This window comes from Peribacillus sp. FSL M8-0224, from assembly GCF_038003055.1.
Taxonomy (GTDB): Bacteria; Bacillota; Bacilli; order Bacillales; family DSM-1321; genus Peribacillus; species Peribacillus frigoritolerans.
Genome location: NZ_JBBOOJ010000001.1, coordinates 2,346,511 through 2,368,837 on the forward strand (window position 1 = coordinate 2,346,511; position 22,327 = coordinate 2,368,837).

The window sequence follows — 22,327 nt, forward strand, 5'->3', positions numbered from 1 at the left end:
TTATGGTGTTTTAATAATTTTCACTGAGTTATTTTCAACAATTGCAGTGAAGTTCTTAACTTCAGGCTGCTCAAAGATAAAGTCTGTGATGCCATCTTCGAGCTGTTCTTGAAGAACACGGCGGAGCGGTCTAGCCCCGAAAGTTGGGTGATATCCGAGTTCAATTAGCCTTTGTTTCGCTTCATTGGTCACATCTAAAGATAAACCATTTGCAGCAAGTGTTTCGTCTAGCTCGTGAATCATGATATCAACAATTTGCAGAAGATCTTCTTTCTTCAATGCAGAGAATTCAATGATGCTATCGAACCGGTTCAAGAATTCCGGTTTGAAGAAGCTGCCTAAAGATTGCAGGATTGAAGCCTCTTCCACAGCTGAACTTGTACCGAATCCCATTACTTTTTGTTTCTCACCGACTCCTGCATTACTCGTCATGATGATCACGGTATCTTTAAAAGTAACGGTCCGGCCTTGACTGTCGGTTAAGCGGCCATCTTCCATGATTTGCAGGAACATATGCATGACATCCGGATGTGCCTTTTCGATTTCATCCAATAAGATGATACTGTAAGGCTTGCGGCGAACTTTTTCCGTCAATTGTCCAGCTTCCTCATGTCCTACATATCCAGGAGGAGAACCGATTAATTTGGAAACGCTGTGTTTCTCCATGAATTCACTCATGTCAAGACGAATCATAGCGTCCTTGTCCCCGAATAATTCCTCAGCAAGAGTTTTCGCCAATTCGGTTTTACCGACTCCTGTCGGACCAACGAAAAGGAAAGAACCGGTAGGACGATTTTTGGATTTTAACCCGGCACGACTTCTTCGAACGGCCTTGGATACCTTTTTGACAGCCTCTTCCTGCCCAATTACTTTTTTCATCAGCTCCGCTTGGAGATGAACCATTCTTTCTTGCTCATCTTCTTGGAGCTTACCTACAGGAATACCGGTCTTTTGTTCGATGATATTTTGAATGTCTTCAACGGTAACGGTTGGCTTAATTGCATCTTCCCCTGCTTGCAATGACTTTTCCAGTTTTTCTTCTTCATCACGAAGAACGGCAGCTTTTTCATATGCTTCTTCTTTTAAGGCCATTTCTTTTTCTTTATAAATTTGCGCCAGTCGTTCTTTCATGTTTTCTACCTGGCCGTCTTCGATGGTCAAGTTCAATTTGGAACCAGCTTCATCCATTAAGTCTATTGCCTTGTCAGGGAGGAATCGGTCTTGAATGTAACGGTTTGAAAGTTCAACAGCCGCTTTTAGGGCTTCCTCACTATATGTTACACCATGATAAGATTCATAACTTTCTTTTAAACCGCGTAAGATGACCAATGCCTCAGCCGTTGTAGGTTCGTTAACCTGTACAGGCTGGAAACGTCTTTCAAGGGCACCGTCTTTTTCAATTTTCCTATATTCGGATAAAGTAGTTGCTCCGACAAGCTGAAGTTCGCCGCGTGCAAGTGCAGGCTTCAAGATATTTCCTGCATCCATTGATCCTTCGGCCGAACCTGCTCCCACAAGTTGATGAATTTCATCGATGAATAAAATGACATTTTTCCTTTCCTGTAATTCACTGATCAATTGCTTCATTCTTTCTTCGAATTGCCCTCTAATTCCAGTATTGGAAACAAGGGACGCTACATCAAGCATATATACTAGCTTATTACGTAATTTAACTGGCACTGAACCTTCAACAATCGCTAAAGCAAGGCCTTCAGCAATGGCTGTTTTACCGACACCAGGTTCACCGATTAAAACTGGATTATTTTTATTGCGTCTGTTTAGAACTTCAATGACGCGTTTGATTTCTTCATTTCGTCCGATAACCGGATCAATAAGTCCTGCTTTAGCAGCATCGGTCAAATTGCGGCCATACTCCTCAAGCAATCCTCCGTCCTCGCCATGTTCAGCTGAATCCGGTTTTGGTACACCATTATAATTAAATGGATTGAATGAATTTGGAGATCCGTTAAATTGGAATTTCCCTATATCCATTCCGCCCATAGCTGCTCCAAGTTTGTTTCGTTCTTCTTTATAACAAGTGGAGCACAGTTTCACATCATGCTCCTGACCATTCATATTTAGGTGAACTTGAATATTAGCTTGGTTTACATGGCATTTTTCACAAAGCATGTAGTACTCCTCCTTTAAAAAAATAAATTGAAAATAAATCTTTGACCTTCTTTGACTTTCTAACTTTATTATACATTGACCTTCTTTGACTTTCAATAATTTTGTCTGGGAATTTTTTTGCAAAAAACAGGAATTCCTTCGATTTGGTTTGCTTAGCATATTAAACTATCCATTTCCAGTCAACTAAAAAGCTTTCATGAATGCTTCATACTACCGATTACCGAATTCAGGACTCACCATAACCTTAAACTATTAGCAAAACGCCAATTCTCTTGTCCATGTGCCTCATTCACTCTTATTTTTTAATACAAAAAAAGACTTTATTAAGTCTCTTTAAGGTTAGTACAATTTTTAAACGTTGGATTTCCACTCCATGTACTCGCTTTCCGCGGGCGGTTGGGGAGCCTCCTCGGCGTCTTCGCACCTGTGGGATCTCCCCTTGACGCGCTTTTCCCGCAGGAGTCTCGCACCTTCCGTTCCAATGATCTTTGTTTTAATTTTAAAATAGAACTCTTTTGCCTACAGTCTTTTTTTGTTTTTAAGTAGTATTAATACTTGAGGTGATATCGATACTTTCTTAAAAGTCCCCTCGTTGTTCAACCCATGCCATGCTTTCCTTTCCGCAATAGCTGCTTCAATTCCAATAAAAAATCAAAAAGGTTTCGGAATGAAACCTTTCGAAACCTTTTTGTCTACAATTTGAAAGAGACTTCATTAAGTCTCTTAGCTTTTTTATATTAAGATTGATTTTCTTCTATTATATACGTTTCGCACCGATATACTTTATACGTTTCGCACCGATATACTTTGGCTTCCAATAACTATTATTGGTTTTAGCGTATGACACTCCTTTTGATGATGACGAGTGTATGAATTCATTGTTTCCTATGTATATGGCCACATGTGTGGGTGTTTTCGCTTTATTTGGTGCAAAGAACATTAAGTCCCCTTTTTGCAGGCTTTTAACTTTCTTTCCTTTTTTATATATGTCAGCAGCAGTTCTTGGTAAACTCTTACCAGCCTTTTGATATGAATACTTCACTAAACCCGAACAATCAAAACCTGATGAAGAAATGCCACCCATTTTATATTTTGTACCTAGTTCACTTTTAGCCACTTTAATCGCTTTTGTATGATATGAAGCAGCTTCCACTTGGTTTCCAGCAAAGGATGCGGTTACAAGCGTGATAGCCAATGACAATCCGACGACAATTTTCTTAAACAAATTATTTACCCCCTGATGTGATTTGCTAAACCTAATATACTAGAAAAGCTATATCACTCGCATCACAGGATCTTTACGAATATGTTACATTTAGTAGATTTAGGAAGAATGTCCATATAAAACATAGAAATAAGTCGAATCAAGTGTCCATTCAATATATTGAAAAGCACCTTTAATAAAACTATCTTTTCTTCATAAAAAAACAGCGGTAAAAAACCACTGTCAAAATTCTTTTGAGAAAAATGGAAGAAATAGTTTTACCCCACGTTTATTGAAAGGTAAACATTTCAAATCTGCAATTAAATGACTTATGTATCCTAATGAACAAGTGGCGAAAATTCCGTCAATCCCCATAAAAGCTTCGAATTGAAAGGCAATGATGCCAAAGAAAGCGATACCGGCAATCGAATGGGTATAACTTCTATGTGGTGTAAAGGATGCCAGGATTATATAGACTCCCAACAGCCACAACCAGCTTTCCTGCAAAGATAAACCGCCTCCTAATACCGCTAATCCAGTCAAAGTCAGCATATGCCTTTGCCTAATGAAAGATGAAATAATGATGATTCCGATTCCTGCCCCTGCACCGATCCACTTTTCCGTTTCAGAGCCTTCCAAAAGACTATAAATGATCATTAAAATTCCAATCGTTTGTGCTATCGTTCGGATAAACTTATGTGAAAAGGTAATCCTATTACTTAACTTCCCATCAATATCCATATCGGGCATCAGCCCTGAAACTCCCCCGATGCCCACCAAAAATAAAGTGGTGGTTGAATCTGTTTGAAGTGTGTTTGCCGTCAAGAATCCAACTGTTGCCCCTATAGCCATGTGTGCTGTCCCGTTCACTGTCTCTCTCCTGTCCCTCTAAGAAGTAATCTGCTCAAGAAACGAATGTTTGTTCGAATCTCTGCATACCTAACTATACAACATTTTGGGGAAAATTTCTCTAGTTCTTATAAATAAAGCCATAGAAATCAGTGATTAGAGCAAATAAAAAATCTTTTCGTACATTTAAAACACTTTTTCTAAATGTCTATAATTGCTTTGTGTATTCAAGAAAATATTTTTCAGTAAAATGAGGTTTTTCATGAAATTTTATCCAAAATATGAATATACTAATCTATAAGGGGAGTGATTCAGATAGCTTTTTTAAATGCCTTCAATAATTTTAAAAATGGGAAAAAGTCCAAGAAAATAAAGAACATGGATTTTCGGGAACGGCATGTAAATAAATCGTCGGAGCTCATTGGTAATAATGTAATTGTCCAAAATATAATTAACAATCACCTTTCCAAAAAAAATAACCACTTGTAGGGTGGTTTTTTTAATTATTAGGGGAAATGGTTTCATTCTTTTCCAACTTCTCACTTGCTTCGTAAATATAGTTATATTGTAAATAGTAATCGTATATGACGTTTTGCAGGATTTTAAGCAGTGATTTATCGAATGTATCGAATTCAGTTTGATAACTATTTAAGACGGTGACGAATTTCCCGTCCATGTTTTCGAAATAATGGATAAGAAAGTTCTTGTAATATTCACTGTCGCTATTGCTTTTATTCGTAATGCACGGATCGCCGGTTTGAATGGACTTATCAAGCATCGCTTTGATGGATTTAGGCAGCTTTGCTTTTTTGAACTGGTTCAGGGTATAGATATCATAGGTAAAGGAAAGACCTAATTGATCGGAATAAAAATCCACGGCACAGTCCAATGTATAGATTAAGGGTGTTTTAAAGTCTTTACTGTTGGCAATTTCCTCTGATATCTCCAATTGAAATTCCTCGGATGTTAAATAGGCTGCAAATTTCATTTTTGAACTGCTCATGCTGAATACTTCATAAACGGCTGCATCTTGTTTTTCAATTTCAATTTCGATATTAAAAAATTTAAAGTGTTTTAAACGGTAAAAAGCAATCGGGGCTAATAGGAATAGCAATATCCAAACTAGGTAAAGGAATAATGTGTTAAAGATGATTTGATAAAATTCAGACGTTACGATAGGTTCGATGATTAACGATATCAATGTATGTTCAAATCCCTGAGAAACAGGGGGGGCAGGTACAATGGTTTCCTCTGGCTTTTTTAAAGTTTGGATACCTAAATGAGCCATCGCAACTAACGTGTAAACAAAAATTAAAATTGTCCCAATCACATAAAATTTTGGCATGAATCCTATAATCCTGTCGAAAACAGAAATCCGTTTATCTTTCTGCTCCTCTATAGCCAATGTGGTTGCTCCTTTTAAGATTATTAATATCAGGAAAAGTCTACAGGAAATTGGGATTTCCTGGAGACTACCTATTTAATTTATATGTTTGCAATTATGTTAAAATACGTAAAATTTGTTTAATCATTGACATATTCCAAATTACTTTCGACGTTTTCATTAAAATTAATAATAATTCGTCGTTAAAAATGCCCAACCTTTTCATTGAAAATGAAAGGATGAGCAAATGTTTAGGGTTTTATTTAGGACGGCCCTTTATTGCAAATTCTTCGACCTTCCTTAGAAACAGCTCCATGGCTTTTGATGCTTCAAAGTCCAACTTTTTCACGATCGAAAAAGGTCTTATTAGGGGCTCATTTTTCAAATGGAAAGTTTTCAATTCATTGGACTTCAATTCTTTTTGTACTGTCAATCGGGATAACAAGGCAATGCCGAGTCCAGCCATCACCGCTTCTTTCACTCCTTGGATACTGGTGAAAATAAAGGTTTTCTTTAGGTTAACTCCAGACTGCTCAGAAGTTTATCGGAATATGTACGGGTCCCCGATCCTTGCTCCCTAAGTACCCATGTTTGGTTTTGGAGCATATTGCCCTCGATGAGATCCATCTGTGAAAGTGGATGATCCGGGGGAACGACCACAATCATCTCGTCATTCATGAAGGGCCTGACATCTATATCTTTATAATCCGTTTCCCCTTCAATCAAGCCTATATCAAGCTTATTCGAACGGATTCCTTGAATGACATCATTTGAATTAGAGATGATGATTTGTATATCCACCATCGGATACTGTGCCGCAAATTCTGCCAATACTTTTGGAAGATAATATTCCCCTATCGTGAAGCTTGCACCTATTTTCATCGTTCCGCTAACCACGTTATTAAATTCATTTATTTCTCTTTTTGCTGTTTCATAATGGTTAAGCATTTGCTTTGCATGTCTATACAAAATTTTTCCCGGCTCTGTTATTTGAACTTGTTTGGGGGAACGATAAATTAATTTCGTTCCTAACTCATTTTCCAGATTCCTTATGTGAAGACTGACTCCTGGCTGCGACAGGTTCAGGATATCCCCTGCTCTTGAAAAGTTTTTCTGTTCGATTACAGTTACGAATACTTTTAACGGATCCATTGTTACCTCCCTTTTTTCCTATGCGTTTCATTTTATCATAAGTAGAAGTAATCATTGAAATAGCAAAAATATATTTCACTTATTTTTAATTTAGTTTTAAAGTTAAAGCATCAACATAGATGGAGTGATCACACTGGAACAAATAAAAGTTGAAACAAAAAAATTCGGATTTACAAAAGGAATAGCATTGACTATGCTAATTGCCATTGTCGCAAAATACTTAGCAGTGCTTCCATTCCTTCATATAATGGGACAGTTAGTCATTGCAATACTGATTGGTGTTGTTTGGAAATCGCTGATCGGCGTCCCGGCTTACGCCGTTGCTGGGACAAATTATTCAAGTAAAGTCCTTTTGAGAGTGGGCATTATCTTATTGGGTATGCGTTTGAACCTAAAGGATATTATTAATGCCGGACCGAAAACATTTGCAGTTGGTGCCATTAGTCTTGCATTTGGTATATTAGTAGTTTATGGATTGACCCGCCTATTTAAAGTTGAGAAAAAGCTTGGCATATTGACAGCTTGCGGAACGGGAATTTGCGGAGCTGCTGCCATACTGGCAATTTCCTCCCAAATAAAAGCAAAAGAAAAAGATACAGCAATAGCTGTAGCTACGGTTGCTGTATTAGGTACAACCTTCACTTTCGGATATACGATCCTATATCCATTATTGGAGTTATCCGATCAAGGATATGGTGTTTTTTCGGGTGGTACACTCCATGAAATTGCTCACGTCATCGCTGCTGCGGCACCAGGGGGAAATGAGGCTGTCGACTTGGCAGTGGTGGTCAAATTGACTAGGGTGGCCCTGCTCATACCCGTTGCCATTTTAATTGGATTCATCATGAATTGGAAAGAACGATCAACGGTTACCGGAAAGAAATTTTCCTGGAAATCCATCCAGATACCGTGGTTCATTTTTGGATTTTTATTGATGAGTGCCATTTATTCTTCAGGTGCAGTTCCCGAACCTTTGGCCGAAAAGCTTGTTATGCTTTCCTATATCCTCATGGCTATGTTGATGGCGGGACTAGGATTGAATATCGACCTTGCAACTTTTAGGAAATATGGCGGTAAACCTTTTCTTGCTGGACTCGTTGGCTCTATATTTTTGACTTGCCTCGGGTATGTATTGGTTCAGGCTTTCCATTTAAATTAACTTTTCAATTTAAACAAGCATCCCTTAATCGGCATGCTTGTTTTTTTCTATTGGATGTGGAACATTGGCACCATAAAAAATTTCATCCATTTCCGTTTGAAGCCTTTCTATAATTTCTTGCCTTTCCTCTTTATTCAGCTTTTCCTCTGTATAACCGAATAAGTAATTATTAATATCGAACCTTTTCAGCTTACATTTCGTATGGAATATATTTTCCTGGTATACATTTACATCGATCATGTCATATAAACCTTTTACTTCATCAGGAATATAGTTTTGAATGGAATTAATATCATGGTCAATGAACAATTTTCGCCCATCTTTATCTCTCGTAAATCCTCTTACTCGGTAATCGATCGTGATAATGTCGGTATCGAAGGAATGAATGAGATAATTAAGGGCTTTAAGGGGTGATATTTCTCCACATGTAGAGACATCGATATCGGCCCTGAATGTGCTAATGCCTTCATTTGGATGGTATTCAGGGTAAGTATGTACGGTAATATGGCTTTTATCCAGTTGCATGACCACATTATCAGGTAAAGGCCCTGGTGATTCCTCATAAGTCCCCATAGGTACTTCGACGACAGGTCCTTCTGAAACAAGAATGGTTACACTGGCGCCTTGAGGGACATAATCCTGTTTGGCCGTATTTAAAACATGCGCCCCTATTAAATCCGCAACATTGTGCAGGATTTTCGAAAGCCGCTCTGCATTATATTGTTCATCGATATAATCCAGGTAGGACTCCCTCTCTTCCCTGGTTTTTGTGTAACAAATATCATACATATTAAAGCTTAAAGATTTCGTAAGATTATTAAAGCCATGAAGTTCAATACGCTGCTCAGGTGTAAGTTTCATGAATGATTCCCCTTATACTTTTTTTAGGACTACCCTTATAGTTACCCTTTTCGTGAAATAAAAAACTAAATCTGCCAGTCTAAGCTTCTGACTTCTAATCGGTAAGCTAAGAAAAAGCCATTGCATTAACATGCAACGGCTTTTTTATTTTCCTGATTTGTTCTAGGCAGTATGAACTTTTTTCTTCTTTATCGGTGAAAGAATCCGTTCCAGCCATCCGAGTAAAAGATCCGAGAGAATGGCCATCAATGCAGTCGGAATTGCTCCTGCAAGTATGATTGCCGTTCCATTTGACGCATTCGTTCCCCTGACAATGATATCCCCCAGTCCGCCTGCCCCTACGAATGTACCGACAGCAGTTACCCCGATTGCAACGACAAGAGCTGTACGTAAGCCAGCCATGATGACAGATAGAGATAATGGCAGTTCGACCATTCTTAGTAACTGGAGCTTTGTCATTCCCATTGCCTTGCCAGATTCTAAATAAGCATGATCTATACTTGTAATCCCGACATACGTGTTTCTCAGGATTGGCAGCAATGAATACAAAAACAACGATAAGATTACCGTATTTGTCCCCAGCCCCATCACTAGCATCAGGAGTGCAAGCATAGCCAATGCTGGTGTGGTTTGTATGACATTCGTTATCGAAAATACCCAATTACTCAATTTCTTATGTTTCGCGATGAAAATGCCTATCGGGATGGCTACAATTGCTGCAAATAACACTCCATAAGCAGACATTAAAAAATGGCGATAAAATTCAGTAAGAACATACATCCAATTTTGGGAATAATAAGTTCCCAACTGTTGCAAGGTTTCCATTAGTTTGCACCTCCCAATTATTCAAAATATTTATGTGCTTTAAGGAATTCCGATGCTACGACCGATGGCTCCTTCAAGTTCCCATCCACTTCATAATTCAGTTCCTGCATGGTTTCAGTAGTGATCTCGCCAATTAACTTGTTAAGTTCCTCTTCAATTTCAGGATACCTTTCCAATAATTCTTCAGTAACGACCGGTGAACAGTCATATGGAGGGAAATATTGTTTATCATCTTCTAAGAGCTTCAAATCATTAACCTTAATCCGTCCATCTGAGGAATATGCAAGGACAATATCCATCTGACCATTTTTGACTGCATCGTATACCAAGCCAATCTGCATCGGATAAGTTTCGCCAAACTCCAATCCATATGTATCGACGAATCCTTTATAACCATCCCCTTTTCTTTTCAGCCAAGCACTATCCACACCTAGCCTTAAATTATCTGCATCCTTTTCCAAATCCGATATTCTCTGATACCCTTTTTCCTCAGCCAATTCATTTGAAATCGTAAAGGCATATGTGTTATCAAATCCATAAGAATCAAAAAATTTGAACCCATATTGTTCCTTGAATTCCCTTTGAACAATTTCCATCGCCTTTACTGGGTCCTTTTCGATTTCCTGTCCCAGGACACTCGTTAAATCAGTCCCTGTATATCGAGTTGCGGCTATATCTATATCACCGGTCTCCATCGCTTTTTGCTGAACGAAATTCGAACCTAGATTTTTGATGATTTTCGTATCAAGTTCCGTATTCCTTTCAAGGAGTTGAGCGATCATGTTCGCCAGGATTTCGGATTCGGTCATGCTTTGGGCACCGATCTTTACAGTAGTCCCAGAAGATGACCCTAGACCAGGCAAAGAACAGCCGGTGATCATTAATGCACAAACGATAAGAGCCATTAAAATTGTATTTCTTATTTTTTTATTCATGGTAATCCTCCTCAAGCAACTTCCTTCATGCCTTTCAAGCCTTTTGGTACGACTTTTCGCTCTATGATCGAGAATACATAATCAACCAGGATAGCCATGATGATTACCGGAACTGCACCAGCGATGATATATTCTGTTTGGTATAAATTCAGGCCGATAAAAATGTAATCTCCCAAGCCCCCGCCTCCAATAAAGGAAGCTAAGGTGGCCCATCCAATTAAATAGACGGAAGCCGTACGGATACCGGCCATAATGACGGAAAGTGCAAGCGGGAACTCAACCAGTCGAATCCTCTCCCAGCTTGTCATCCCGATGCCGCGTCCGGATTCCAGCAGATTTTCATTTACTCCTTTAATGCCTGTGTATGTATTCCTGAGTATGGGTAAAACGGAATAGAAAAATAACGCAATGATTGCGGGTGTTTTCCCAACTCCAAGGAAAGGGATGAAAAAGGCGAGAACCGCTAAGCTTGGCAATGTCTGCATAATGTTCGCAATTCCGATTATAATCGATGCGCTCCTTTTCATTCGCGTCAACATTATCCCTAGTGGTACAGCGACTATTATTCCAAGGAAAACAGCGATCATGGAAATATATAAGTGCTCCCATGCTTTAAAGATCAATTCCTGCCAGTTCGTTTGTAAAAATTCGAGCATTGTTTCCATCTCTTATACCCCCTAAAACATTTCTACTACTTCTGCCACTTGATTTTCTTCCTCCCCCCAAATGCTGTCATATACGATGTCGACCAATGTAGCCCTAGTGACAATTCCGACCAAATGCTTATTTTGGTCAACTACAGGCACGTATTTGAAACCTCGTTTTAAAATCTTTTGAACGGAATCACGGATTAAAGTATCCTGTTTCACTGAATAGACTTCAGTATTGATGACTTCGCTGATAAATTTAGCTTTTTTTCGATATTCACTGATCGTTTCAACATCTACGAACCCTTTCAAAACATTTTGCTCATCGACCACTAGTAAAGAATCGACCCTTTTTTCGCGCATTATCGTAATAGCATCGGTAAGGGATTTTTCCTCTGTAATGGAAATTGGGTTTCGACTCATGATTTGTTCAACCAACTCAACATTGGGTCTTGTTTGAAGCAAACGATCTTTGCCGATGAATTCTTCAACAAACTCATTGGCTGGGTTTCTGAGGATTTCATCCGGTGTTCCCACTTGGACGATTTCACCAGCCTTTAAGATGACGATCCTGTCGGCTAGCTTAATGGCTTCATCCATATCATGCGTAACAAAAACGATTGTTTTATCAAGTGTGCGCTGCAGATTTTTAAACTCCTCCTGAAGGGCATCGCGGGTGATTGGATCTAGTGCGCCAAAAGGTTCATCCATTAAAATGAGTGGAGGATTGGAAGCAAGTGCTCTGAGAACGCCTATCCTTTGTTGCTGCCCGCCGCTCAATTCGTAGGGATACCTTTCCAGGTATTCGGGTCCCATATCGACAAGCTGAAGCAATTCCAGTGCGCGTTCCTTCTTCTTCTGTTCATTCCATTTAAGAAGTTTTGGAACGAGGGTGATATTTTCAAGAATGGTCATGTGAGGGAAAAGGCCGATTTGCTGGATAACGTACCCGATCTGTCTTCTTAGCTCGACTGGGTCTTTATCCATGATATTTTCACCATTAATAAGCATCTTGCCTTCAGATGGTTCGATAAGACGGTTAATCATTTTCATTGTCGTTGTCTTTCCACATCCACTCGGACCAATGAAGCAAATGAACTCCCCTTTTTTAATATCCAATGATATATTTTTTACAGCTTTCTTTCCTCCCTTATAGATTTTCGATACATTTTCGATTTTTAACATAAAAAGCACCTCCATCATTCGCATACAATTACAAATTTTACAAAAATATTAATTTTTCATATGCACAGTCTCTTGTACCCATAAGGTGAACTACTTAAACCTTTTTTTATAAAAAACTAGTTCATTGTATTTATATTGAAAAAATGGTATAAAAAAACTGCCCCAATTAAGTATGAGGCAGTTTGATAGATTTATAGTATTAAAAATGAATTAAAATCCTATATTTTTAGCAATGAGGGTTTTTATGGTTTCATCTGTCCCTGTAAAGAATGTTGGCAAAGAATTGTCCCTATGACGCCGGGCAATTTTATCGTCACACATACTTCCGTAACGATCATGCAACTGCATGCACTTATCAGATATTCGCTTAGACATCTCCGTTATCCATTGTTTAGCCATCGATACTTCAGTTATGATATTCTCCCCAGTCATATGTTTACAGATCAACCCATCAATAAACGTTCTTCCCAGATGAATATCTGTCGCTATTTCAGCGATGGTAATCTGTGCCTTTTTAAATGCACTTCTTTTCTTATCAATTGCTTTTTGACTTTTTATAAAATTCATCGTCAAGTGAAGCATGTCTTTTGCTGCCATTATAGACCTGATCGCACAGATTAGTCTTTCCTGCTGCAGTTTTTGCATGATATATGAAAGGCCCTTCCCTTCCTCCCCAAGGAGGTTTCCAACTGGAACTGAAGCATCATCGAAAAATAGTTCGGCTGTGCCTGAGCTTCCCTGTTCTGTTTTACTAAGCTTTCTTCCCCGTGATAACCCTGGCGTATCTTTATCAATGAGCAGTAGACTGATTCCGTCCTTGGGAGGAACGGCATTTAGATCTGTTTTGCATGCTACTATCATGAAGTCAGCTTTAAAGCCATTTGTAACGAACGTTTTGGCTCCATTGAGAAGATAATACCCATCTTTCTTGATGGCTGTGGTTTGGATATCAGCTAATTCCGATCCCATTTCCGGCTCTGTCCATGCAAAGGCAGAAATCATTTCCCCTGTAATGAACTTTGGTAAATATCTTTGTTTTTGATCTATTGTTCCGAATGAAGCAATATAAGGGGCTACAACATCAGAATGAATGGATATTCCTCCCAAGGCTGAACCCACCATCTCCAATTCCTCTGCCAGCACAACAGAATATCCAAAATTTGCTCCTATTCCACCGAATTCCACTTCAATCCATGGACATAAAAACCCATTATCTCCTACCTTTTCCCAAAATGAGTAAGGTATTTCCCCCTCTTTTTCCCATTGATCATAAAAGGGGACAGCCTCCTTGGCGAGAAATTCACGAATTGATTGTTTAAATAATAGGTGTTCTTCCGTTAGAAAGGAACGGGAATCATCCTTATTGATTGCCATCGTGCTAACCATGGGCTAACCTCCATTCTTTTTTTACTGATAATTACTAGCATGAACAAATAAAATATGTTAAACGCCTCGTTGTAAACGGTTACAATTTCAAACAATTAAAATGTTCCTCAATATTCATGTTCAACAAAAGTATGGAATTTCCTTTTAAAAATCTATTTTTTTCCATTTTTAATGATTTGATTATGACTTAACCGCTTTGAATTTGGTTTTGAACTTGTATTCTGTCGAGGTTATTCTTGGAATACAAAATGTAATAAATAGACAATTCTTCTTTTTACGCTCAAATCTCATTCTTTTTTTGCTTAATACAATGGTTATTTAACAGCTTTAGTTAGTGAAATATACCAGCTAATAGCATGTCAATATCCTTCTCTAAAAGATTCAATTCCCTTAGATCTACTATTTTGGTCCATGCCCAATAACCCTCCAAAACCTTTTTGGAAGGATATTTCTCTGATTCAGTTAATTAGGCAACATCCAGGAACGTTTCTTTTTTCTTTAATATACTGTAATTCCTAATAATATAGACAATAATTCCAGGTTTTTCAAACACGATTATTGACTACTAAATCTTTCTTGGTTTATATTAATTCCTTCATAACATCTTTTTTGGTAAGAACAGCTTTTGCAAACTGCTAAGGAATCCGTCTTCAAATACTTTTTGGGTTCTTGTAAAAGATTCTTGATCATGTTGAGGTATTCCAATCCACCAGAAACATCCTTCTTGGTTGGTATAAACGTTTCTTTTTTACCTTCCATAAGCGAGTATATCTCTATTCTTTCCGGTAATTGATCAAATGCCTTTTCACAAAATACCGAAATCATATTATTAAATAAAAGATTCATTTCTTCATCTGTATCAACTAAATACTTCTTTATGATGAATGAGTTGCCTGACCATTCTGCCACTTCAAAAGTTAAGGAAAGTTCGGTACCCAACTCATCCATGTCCATGTTAAATTTTTCATATAAAAACAAAGGTGGATTTTCATTTCTTTCAGTAGTTAAACATTGGAGTAAATGATCTGTAATATTAGCAAGAGCCTTATAATAGTGAATCTTCGACTCGAACTGACGTACTTCAATGGCACTCCAATGATCATCTATGAACTCCAAAACCTTCTTAGTCGTCTGACTTTTTGGAGGAAGTTTATAATATCGACTTACAACTTGATTAACCACAAATTGAACCATCTTCCTCCAATCCGATTGAGTGGTGATTTTTCCTTCTATATGAAAATAGTAAAATTGATAAGGACATCTTATAAAATCCTGTAAATGATAATCAGTTAAAGTAGCAATGGAAATCCGATGTTCCCTATCGATCATTCCCTTCTCCTCTCTCTCCTCATAAAATTTCAAATTCTATATTGAAGTGACAAAACTATTCTTTATAAATTCCCTCCCGAAATTTTGGCAGTTCTTGATATCCTCATCATCTGGGGTTAATTCTACTTTTAACCCTTCCAGGACGATAACAGCACCCTGTTCCCTTAATTTTTCTGTTAAAATATCTACGGCTGCACCATATTGTGGGTAAGATGAATCGCAGGAACCAAACGCCGCAGCCTTCTTTCCAGTTAGATCAATATGATTCATATCCTCATAAAAGTCTAAAAAATCATCGGGTAACTCCCCGTCTCCCCACGTATATGCCCCTAATATGATTCCATCGTAATCTTCAAGCATGGAAGCTTCAGGACCATCCATAATATCTATCTTTGATACTCACATCACTGATTTCTGTGATTCCTTCTGCAATGGTATTCGCCATTTCTTCTGTATTTCCACTCATACTGGCAAAAATTATAATGATTTTAGACATGATAAGTTCCCCTTCCAACATCTCGAACGATTTATTGTTTTTATGTTATATGTACATGAAATTTGTTTTCTTAAAAAGCATGTACATCACCAAAGTTCATTTTATTCTTAATTTTTTGTACGTTGCTCAGTTCATCGGAAAATGAAAGAAATGACTCCCTATCATGTGCATCAAGTGCTTCGTTTACTTTAAAACTCAAATGGTTAATTTTAAGGTTCAAATCCAAAATGGAGCAAATGCTGCCCTTGGAATACAGTTCCTCGATATCTTCCACGTGCATAAAAAACTGAAACTCGTTGTTGACAACTATTAAAGAGTGCCATCCTAGGCAATCAATGTACTTCCGTTCATTTGTAATTGTCCAAACATCTCCTTGAAGAAACTCAATTATATGTTGGTGCCTTTCACCCGGACAGCAGCAGCTTACTTCATGCTGAAATAGTTCTAATATAATAAAATTTTTATCCATAGGTGCTCCTCCTTCACTCACATTCAGTTTTTTTGAATTCTTCTTCAACCTTGGCACTTGGTCAGTCCATTTGTTTTTGACGGCTACCGCCTATTCAAAATTCATTTTATTAACATGCAGAGAACCAATCGAAATTGATAATCATTTTCAATTAGTATTTTATGTGATAATGATTATCATTGTCAATCTGTTTTAGCTAAGTTTTCATATTTTTGTTTTGTTGCCTTGGAAAAATAGATGCCTAGCTACCGCTGCTGCCAAGTACAAAAAAATACTCTGGAGAATAACTCATCCCAGAGTATTTTTTTATGCTATACAACTATTTTATCGTCTTTATCCCTTACCCGGGCTAAAAGCAGGAAACTGTCCAGCCGCTATCTTCCTTCGCATTCAAAAAGTGCATTCTTTTTTCCTACACTACTTTTTATCCTTGTATTTTCCCATTAATGACAACACACTTCCCATTTGTTTGCTTCTTTATCATCCTTCCATCCTTGATGTATACAGTGTAAGTATTATTGACTTTAGCATCTAATCTTGCTAGGTCTCCCGTTATTGCTATGATATTTTTGACAGCTTCCCTCTTCAGATTTTCGATAACTTTCTTTTTCCATTGTTCCCGTTTTATTTCATCAACCATCAGGATCCCATCCTTCTTGTTTGATTTATGTCTTCTTCCTGATATAGAGTATTACATTTTTATTATCTTGTTACCCTTATGCTTTTCCTTATTAATCCGTTTCGAATTCTTTTTTTGTTTTCTAACATAACAGGTTACGGTAAAATTAGTGATTCAGGTACAAGCTTTTTTAGCAGGAAATAATCTATGGTAACTATGCAAGGGTTTTCCTCATAAAAATGTTTTATGGTATGATAGTTAGATTGTTTTTCCACCCTGTGACAACTTTTACATTCATCAAGGAAAGAGGTATTTATGCACACCACAGAATTAACCAAGCGGCATTGGCTGCTCATCTTAACACTTACTTTATTAACATTTGTTCTCGGGACAAGCGAATTTGTTATCGTCGGGATCTTAACCGATATTTCCTCGAGTCTCCATATTACGAATGCAAAAGCAGGCACACTCGTTTCTGCGTTTGCCATTACGTTTGCCATTGCCACACCGCTCGTGATGTCGGCAACAAGCCATTTTCCAAAACGGAAATGGATGTTGTTCTTGATAGGTTCATTCATCATCCTGAATGCTTTGTGCGTGATTTCAACCACCTACGTCATGCTCCTTGCACTTCGGATGATGACTGCGATTGTAACAGGAGTTTTAATTTCTCTTGCTATGATTGTTGCCAGTGAAAACATGCCAATCGCAAAACGTGGACTTGCTATATCATTCGTTTTCGGTGGTTTTACACTTGCAAACGTGATCGGAGTACCAATTGGCACTGTCATCGCTGAAAGGTACGACTGGAATGCAACCTTCCTGTTAACGACTTTTCTCGGAGCTATTGCGTTTTTGGCATCTTTCTTCATTTTGCCTACTATGCACAGTACATTCCGCAGCTCAATGCGTGATCAATTTTCTTTGTTGACACACCCGCGAATCTTAATGGCCTTTTTCATTCCATCGCTTGGATTTGGAGCGACGTATGCCGTTTATACGTATCTTGTTCCGATCCTGAAAGGAATGGAAGCACCAAGTGGTTCAATCAGTTGGATCTTGTTTGGCTACGGATTCATTTCCATTTTCAGCAACATACTCGCTGGTAAAATTGCCAGCTACAATGCCATCGGACGCCTTAGGTTTGTTTTCCTCGTCCAAGCAGTTGTCCTGATCAGTTTATATTGGACGACAGATAATTTTATCTTTGGCTTGATTAACATTAGCTTGATGTCATTAATGGCCATCCTTTTAACAACATCTACCCAGCTATATTTGATAGACCTAGCCGGTATTTATCAACCCAAAGCTACAGGATTGGCTGCTTCACTGATGCCTGTGGCAAGCAATGTCGGTATCGCCTTTGGTTCCTCATTAGGCGGAATTGTTTACCATCAGGGAAATTTGATGAGTGTGACATTGGTAGGCGGGCTGATTGCCATCTTGGCAAGTCTTCTAACTTTCCTGAGTCATCGCTTGGACCAGAAACAAAAGAAACCGGCATAGGAGAAAAGCTGAGAACACCAATGAGAGATGCTTTCTTGCTGCATGGCTTCCCATTGGTTGAACAAGATCCTAATAAACTGGAATATAGCCTAGATAAAATGAGAGGATGAACGACGCATTTCAAGTCTAAATTCGATATTGTATCCAAGACGAATGACATTCGTGGAAAAGATACAAAAAAACAAGCATTATGAAAAGATTTGAAAAATCAGGAGTATTTCTCTAATTCCAAGGAGAAGATCAGTAACAGGAAAAAAGTTGCCTTAAAATTGATACAACGGCGTTCCTGGTATTTGATTTTATTTGGAATTATGTTAGCGGTGTTCATCGGTGGTCAAGACATTTTAATGGCATACGGTATAGCAGGGCTGTTCGTTAGCTGGCTATTAACACGTGAGAACAAAGTTTAAAACAACAACTCTTTACGAAAAGAGCCATAATCAAAAAGAAAACCGGTCATTTGAGTTCGGTTTTCTTTTTTTTTAGATGGCCTTTTTGAATTCATCTACTTCTTTATAGTGAAATATGAAAATTGTAGTACATTATGTAGAAGATTTGTTTTATACAGCAATAGATCTTTGGGTGAAATTTCTCCATTACTAAAAAATTTAATAATCATGCTTTCAAACTACTTCTTTTGAATTCATAACTGAGGAATATGGCTTGGCATAATTTAAAAACCTCATGACTTATGGTGCGGTTCCACCACTACAAGGCCTGGGTGCAGCCTTTGTTAGGAACGGAGAAATAAAAGTTAATAGTTGCCCCTTCAAGAAACCTGCCTCTCTAGTTGCATAAGAAAAGGAGCTGCTGAGCTCCCGGTAATGAAGTAAAACACATTTTCGTTTAAATAAAACTTTTCACAATCTTCCTACCATAATCAACATAAATACCCCTTTTTAAAAATTCACCTCCAAGAACTAGAGGTGGGGATATGAATCAATTAAACTTTACATAGTCCCCTTCTTTGATTTGATTCTTTTCAAACCATCCAAGATTTACTTCAATTGCATAATAATAAAAAATTCCTGGATCATAGGTAGGGCAATACTCCTCTATACAAGGCTCCATATCAAGTATTTTTAGAATTACCCCATATGAATCAAGAAAAGCGATAGATAAAGGAATAAATGTGTTTTTCATCCAAAATCCACCATATATTTCTTCTGAAAACACAAATAACATCCCCTCATTTTCGGGTAATTTCCCAACAAACATCAAGCCTTTTTCTCTTTTCCTTTGAGTATCTGCAACTTGAACATTTAATCTAGTTACCTTGTTCCCACTGATTATTTTTATCACTTTTGTATTCATTCTATTTTTCATGTTCACTCACCTTCGCAGGGAATAGACGTTTTTTCTAAAAAAAGAAAATGTCAATCTCATGAACTTCTTTTAAAAAGACATCAACTTTCTTTCCCTGCTTTTAAATAATAAGAAGGAAGAAAGTTGGTGATGAAACGAATACAGATGAAAAAATAACTAAGCAAGCTCCATTTAACTTCTAATACTTTATTCCATGGCTTTTAAAATTAATACTCTGTTTTCAATAATCACAGCAACTGTATATAAAAGCATAGGTGTTTTTGGAGCAAGCGATAATTTCGTGAGCCTGTTCCATATTACAGAAGTATTATTGGTGAACGAGCTAGAAAGCATAATCAAATTAGAAATGTACTTAAAGGTACAAAAATTCACTTTATGTACTGCCGCGGTTATTATTCCAACCATTTAGGACGTTCGTTTTTTTGTTAGAATGTTCGATTATGTATGATGTTAAATGTACGTGTCTTACCTTTTAAGACTTCATCTTTTAAGTGACATTTCAAGGCTTGTCTCATTGGGAAATGCCTCAACATTAACGCCGATGAGGATCCTAAAAGAATCCTCCCTATTTAGCACCTTTCATAAGGTCCATCCTAGGGCCTGTACAACTGTACTACGTAACGTCATACGGTATCAGCAAGGCTACTACATAGGGGGATTTTGTGGATTGGTATAGTATATTATATGCTCAATATTCCAATTAGTGTCGAATAGTCATGCATATCCGCATAAGCCCCGTTGTCCTACTCATGTTTGGGTATACTCTGCTTGAGATCTTGATTTGAAGAAGGGTATTTATGATACTGAAAGGATAAGTGCTAGATTAAGAATGCAGCACTTAGCCATTGATGGGCAAAAAAAGGGTCAGCATTTCTTTATATAATGAAAGCTGACCCCAGTTTTTTTGAAGATCCTCTGAATGAGGGTCCTCCTTTAAAGCATTTTATTGATACTCTCCATAAAGTCTATCGTAACGGTGGATAATTTTCCCTGAGCTTCCTTCATCGAGCTTCCATGAACACCGAAATAAAATTTAATTTTAGGTTCTGTTCCGGAAGGTCGTAAACATATCCATGTCCCATCTTCAAGAAAGAATTTTAATACGTTCGACTTCGGGAGCTTGATGTCCTCTTCCTTATTTGTCCCAAACATATATTTTTTACTGCTGAGATAATCCTCTCGAACCACTACTTGATGACCAGAGATTTGATCTGGTGGATTTTCCCGGAATTCATTGAGAATCGCTTGAATTTGCTTCGCACCTTCAATTCCTTTTAAAGTCAACGACCGTAAATCTTCCAAGTAATATCCATATTTATCGAATACATCCAGTAAACCTTCGTACATCGTTTTACCTTGCTTTTTGTAATAGGCACAGACTTCCACCGCCAGAATAGTAGCTTGGATGGCATCCTTATCACGTGCAAAATCTTTGATTAGATATCCATAGCTTTCTTCATAGCCAAACAGGAAAGAATGTTCTCCACTTGTGTGGTATTCATTGATTTTTTCAGTAATGTATTTAAATCCAGTTAAAACATCTACGGTTTTTAAACCATTTTGCTCAGAAATCGCACGTCCTATTTCTGAAGTCACGATGGTCTTTAATACGACTCCATTTTGAGGAAGGGTCCCTTTCTTTTGTTTTTGTGAAATTAGATAATCCAAAAAAAGAGCGCCTGTTTGGTTGCCTGTTAATACTACATAATTTCCAGCATTGTTCTTCACGCTAATTCCAAGCCTATCCGCATCCGGATCGGTGGCAATCAATAAATCAGCATTAACACGGTTTCCAAGCGCAATGGCCAATTCAAACGCAGCATGTTCCTCTGGATTAGGCACTTTAACAGTAGGAAAATTAGCATCAGGCATTTCCTGTTCTTTAACAATATGGACATTTCGATATCCTAAATCATGCAAAGCGCGTTTTACTGATTTATTGGCTGTACCATGAAGCGGTGTAAACACAAGCTTTACATCAATTTCATCTGCTAACTTTGAATCTTCAGGAATAGTGAGTAAATGCTCATTATAAGCGGTATCCAGCTCCTCGCCAATGATTTGAATGAGTCCTCTGTCCTTTAGGATTTCTTCGTCCTCCACTACAATGGAAAGCTCACTTTCAATCGCGTTCACGTAATTAATGACTTGATCCGCCGCTTTAGGAGGTAGCTGTGCTCCGTCTGATCCATACACTTTATACCCATTATATTCAGGCGGATTATGGCTTGCTGTAATGACGATCCCAGCAAATGCACTCAGCTTACGTACAGAAAAAGAGAGCTGTGGGGTAGGCCGTAATTCATCAAATACATAAGCTTTAATTCCCTTTGTTGCCAAAGTCTTGGCTGCTTCCAATGCAAATTCGGGAGACTTATGTCTTGAATCGTAAGCAATTACAACTCCTCTGGATTTTGCCTCATTCCCAAACGATTGAATATATTCAGCAAGTCCTACAGTCGCTTTTCGCACGGTATAAATGTTCATCCTATTCGTACCTGGCCCCATTTCCCCTCGCATACCACCTGTCCCGAATTCCAAATTTTTATAAAATGCGTCTTCAAGTGATATTTCATCATCTTCCATTTCTTCAAGCATTAAACGCATTTCATTATTTAAATTGGGATAACTAGTCCAAATAGTATATAAAGACTTCCAGTCCATGAAAATACAGCTCCTTCCTGCCTGTATGTTTTTACTTTGTTTGGCATTTCTTTTTGATCGTAGTACACATTGCAAGCGATCAATTGAATATGCAATCTAACCATCGATCCTAGAGCATAGCTCCCTTTTCACGTTCTTCACCCTGTAACGGAGATTGTAGAATCGCCAAATGCACTCCCTCCAAAGTTGTTGGTTACGATC

17 protein-coding genes and 2 pseudogenes are annotated in these 22,327 nt (G+C 37.9%); 2 read left to right on the forward strand and 17 right to left on the reverse strand.

Going from position 1 to position 22,327, the window contains the following annotated elements:
- From MKX49_RS11275 to MKX49_RS11295, 5 genes and pseudogenes are all read right to left on the reverse strand, one after another.
- Positions 1 to 2,130 (reverse strand): ATP-dependent Clp protease ATP-binding subunit, encoded by a 2,130-nt coding sequence (locus MKX49_RS11275; protein WP_340876511.1) that lies wholly within the window; start codon positions 2,128 to 2,130, stop codon positions 1 to 3.
- 757 nt (positions 2,131 to 2,887) lie between these two features.
- Complete coding sequence (locus MKX49_RS11280; RefSeq protein WP_340876512.1) at positions 2,888 to 3,355, reverse strand: C40 family peptidase; 468 nt, start codon at positions 3,353 to 3,355, stop codon at positions 2,888 to 2,890.
- 222 nt (positions 3,356 to 3,577) lie between these two features.
- Positions 3,578 to 4,204 (reverse strand): metal-dependent hydrolase, encoded by a 627-nt coding sequence (locus MKX49_RS11285; protein ID WP_340876513.1) that lies wholly within the window; start codon positions 4,202 to 4,204, stop codon positions 3,578 to 3,580.
- Between the two features lie 478 nt (positions 4,205 to 4,682).
- Entirely contained in the window at positions 4,683 to 5,588 is a 906-nt protein-coding gene (locus tag MKX49_RS11290; protein WP_340876515.1) for a hypothetical protein, read from the reverse strand.
- Positions 5,589 to 5,826: 238 nt separating this feature from the next.
- Positions 5,827 to 6,719: pseudogene (locus MKX49_RS11295) on the reverse strand (selenium metabolism-associated LysR family transcriptional regulator).
- A 133-nt stretch (positions 6,720 to 6,852) separates the two neighbouring features.
- Here MKX49_RS11295 and MKX49_RS11300 point away from each other — a divergent pair.
- Complete coding sequence (locus tag MKX49_RS11300) at positions 6,853 to 7,878, forward strand: YeiH family protein (protein WP_340878525.1); 1,026 nt, start codon at positions 6,853 to 6,855, stop codon at positions 7,876 to 7,878.
- Positions 7,879 to 7,902: 24 nt separating this feature from the next.
- On the opposite strand, the gene speD is transcribed toward MKX49_RS11300, so the two are convergent.
- The 10 genes and pseudogenes from speD to MKX49_RS11350 all read right to left on the reverse strand — a co-directional run bounded on the left by speD (position 7,903) and on the right by MKX49_RS11350 (position 16,651).
- Positions 7,903 to 8,739 carry an adenosylmethionine decarboxylase gene (gene speD, locus MKX49_RS11305; RefSeq protein ID WP_054395755.1) on the reverse strand — a complete coding sequence of 279 codons (837 nt, stop codon included), beginning with the start codon at positions 8,737 to 8,739 and terminating at the stop codon, positions 7,903 to 7,905.
- A 162-nt stretch (positions 8,740 to 8,901) separates the two neighbouring features.
- Positions 8,902 to 9,564, reverse strand: coding sequence for an ABC transporter permease (locus MKX49_RS11310; RefSeq protein ID WP_053535093.1), 663 nt, complete (start codon positions 9,562 to 9,564; stop codon positions 8,902 to 8,904).
- Between the two features lie 17 nt (positions 9,565 to 9,581).
- Positions 9,582 to 10,499, reverse strand: coding sequence for an osmoprotectant ABC transporter substrate-binding protein (locus MKX49_RS11315; RefSeq protein ID WP_262868995.1), 918 nt, complete (start codon positions 10,497 to 10,499; stop codon positions 9,582 to 9,584).
- 11 nt (positions 10,500 to 10,510) lie between these two features.
- On the reverse strand, positions 10,511 to 11,164 hold the full coding sequence (locus MKX49_RS11320; RefSeq protein ID WP_340876516.1) for an ABC transporter permease: 654 nt from the start codon (positions 11,162 to 11,164) through the stop codon (positions 10,511 to 10,513).
- 12 nt (positions 11,165 to 11,176) lie between these two features.
- A complete protein-coding gene (locus MKX49_RS11325; RefSeq protein WP_340876517.1) occupies positions 11,177 to 12,331 on the reverse strand; it encodes a betaine/proline/choline family ABC transporter ATP-binding protein in 1,155 nt (384 codons plus the stop codon).
- 210 nt (positions 12,332 to 12,541) lie between these two features.
- Positions 12,542 to 13,717, reverse strand: a complete 1,176-nt coding sequence (locus tag MKX49_RS11330) for an acyl-CoA dehydrogenase family protein (protein ID WP_340876518.1) — start codon at positions 13,715 to 13,717, stop codon at positions 12,542 to 12,544.
- A gap of 555 nt (positions 13,718 to 14,272) precedes the next feature.
- Positions 14,273 to 15,046: a hypothetical protein gene (locus MKX49_RS11335; protein WP_340876519.1), complete on the reverse strand. Its 774-nt coding sequence runs from the start codon at positions 15,044 to 15,046 to the stop codon at positions 14,273 to 14,275.
- A gap of 36 nt (positions 15,047 to 15,082) precedes the next feature.
- Positions 15,083 to 15,542: pseudogene (locus MKX49_RS11340) on the reverse strand (flavodoxin).
- Positions 15,543 to 15,612: 70 nt separating this feature from the next.
- Positions 15,613 to 16,011, reverse strand: a complete 399-nt coding sequence (locus MKX49_RS11345) for a hypothetical protein (protein WP_340876520.1) — start codon at positions 16,009 to 16,011, stop codon at positions 15,613 to 15,615.
- Positions 16,012 to 16,435: 424 nt separating this feature from the next.
- Complete coding sequence (locus MKX49_RS11350) at positions 16,436 to 16,651, reverse strand: hypothetical protein (RefSeq protein ID WP_034306869.1); 216 nt, start codon at positions 16,649 to 16,651, stop codon at positions 16,436 to 16,438.
- A 294-nt stretch (positions 16,652 to 16,945) separates the two neighbouring features.
- Between MKX49_RS11350 and MKX49_RS11355 the strand changes: the two genes are divergently transcribed.
- Positions 16,946 to 18,136, forward strand: coding sequence for an MFS transporter (locus MKX49_RS11355; protein ID WP_340876521.1), 1,191 nt, complete (start codon positions 16,946 to 16,948; stop codon positions 18,134 to 18,136).
- Between the two features lie 939 nt (positions 18,137 to 19,075).
- Here MKX49_RS11355 and MKX49_RS11365 read toward each other — a convergent pair.
- Positions 19,076 to 19,462, reverse strand: coding sequence for a DUF192 domain-containing protein (locus MKX49_RS11365; RefSeq protein WP_323596980.1), 387 nt, complete (start codon positions 19,460 to 19,462; stop codon positions 19,076 to 19,078).
- 933 nt (positions 19,463 to 20,395) lie between these two features.
- Positions 20,396 to 22,126: a phospho-sugar mutase gene (locus MKX49_RS11370; protein ID WP_340876523.1), complete on the reverse strand. Its 1,731-nt coding sequence runs from the start codon at positions 22,124 to 22,126 to the stop codon at positions 20,396 to 20,398.
- Positions 22,127 to 22,327: the final 201 nt, after the last annotated feature.

Excerpts from the sequence above, each read along its gene's own strand:
- MKX49_RS11315 (WP_262868995.1), bottom strand. The coding sequence starts at position 10,499 with ATGAATAAAAAAATAAGAAATACAATTTTAATGGCTCTTATCGTTTGT.
- MKX49_RS11320 (WP_340876516.1), bottom strand. The coding sequence starts at position 11,164 with ATGGAAACAATGCTCGAATTTTTACAAACGAACTGGCAGGAATTGATC.
- speD (WP_054395755.1), bottom strand. The coding sequence starts at position 8,739 with ATGAAACTTACACCTGAGCAGCGTATTGAACTTCATGGCTTTAATAAT.
- MKX49_RS11330 (WP_340876518.1), bottom strand. The coding sequence starts at position 13,717 with ATGGTTAGCACGATGGCAATCAATAAGGATGATTCCCGTTCCTTTCTA.
- MKX49_RS11355 (WP_340876521.1), top strand. The coding sequence starts at position 16,946 with ATGCACACCACAGAATTAACCAAGCGGCATTGGCTGCTCATCTTAACA.
- MKX49_RS11325 (WP_340876517.1), bottom strand. The coding sequence starts at position 12,331 with ATGTTAAAAATCGAAAATGTATCGAAAATCTATAAGGGAGGAAAGAAA.
- MKX49_RS11365 (WP_323596980.1), bottom strand. The coding sequence starts at position 19,462 with ATGAAAAATAGAATGAATACAAAAGTGATAAAAATAATCAGTGGGAAC.
- MKX49_RS11275 (WP_340876511.1), bottom strand. The coding sequence starts at position 2,130 with ATGCTTTGTGAAAAATGCCATGTAAACCAAGCTAATATTCAAGTTCAC.
- MKX49_RS11310 (WP_053535093.1), bottom strand. The coding sequence starts at position 9,564 with ATGGAAACCTTGCAACAGTTGGGAACTTATTATTCCCAAAATTGGATG.
- MKX49_RS11350 (WP_034306869.1), bottom strand. The coding sequence starts at position 16,651 with ATGGTTGATGAAATAAAACGGGAACAATGGAAAAAGAAAGTTATCGAA.
- MKX49_RS11370 (WP_340876523.1), bottom strand. The coding sequence starts at position 22,126 with ATGGACTGGAAGTCTTTATATACTATTTGGACTAGTTATCCCAATTTA.
- MKX49_RS11335 (WP_340876519.1), bottom strand. The coding sequence starts at position 15,046 with ATGATCGATAGGGAACATCGGATTTCCATTGCTACTTTAACTGATTAT.
- MKX49_RS11345 (WP_340876520.1), bottom strand. The coding sequence starts at position 16,011 with ATGGATAAAAATTTTATTATATTAGAACTATTTCAGCATGAAGTAAGC.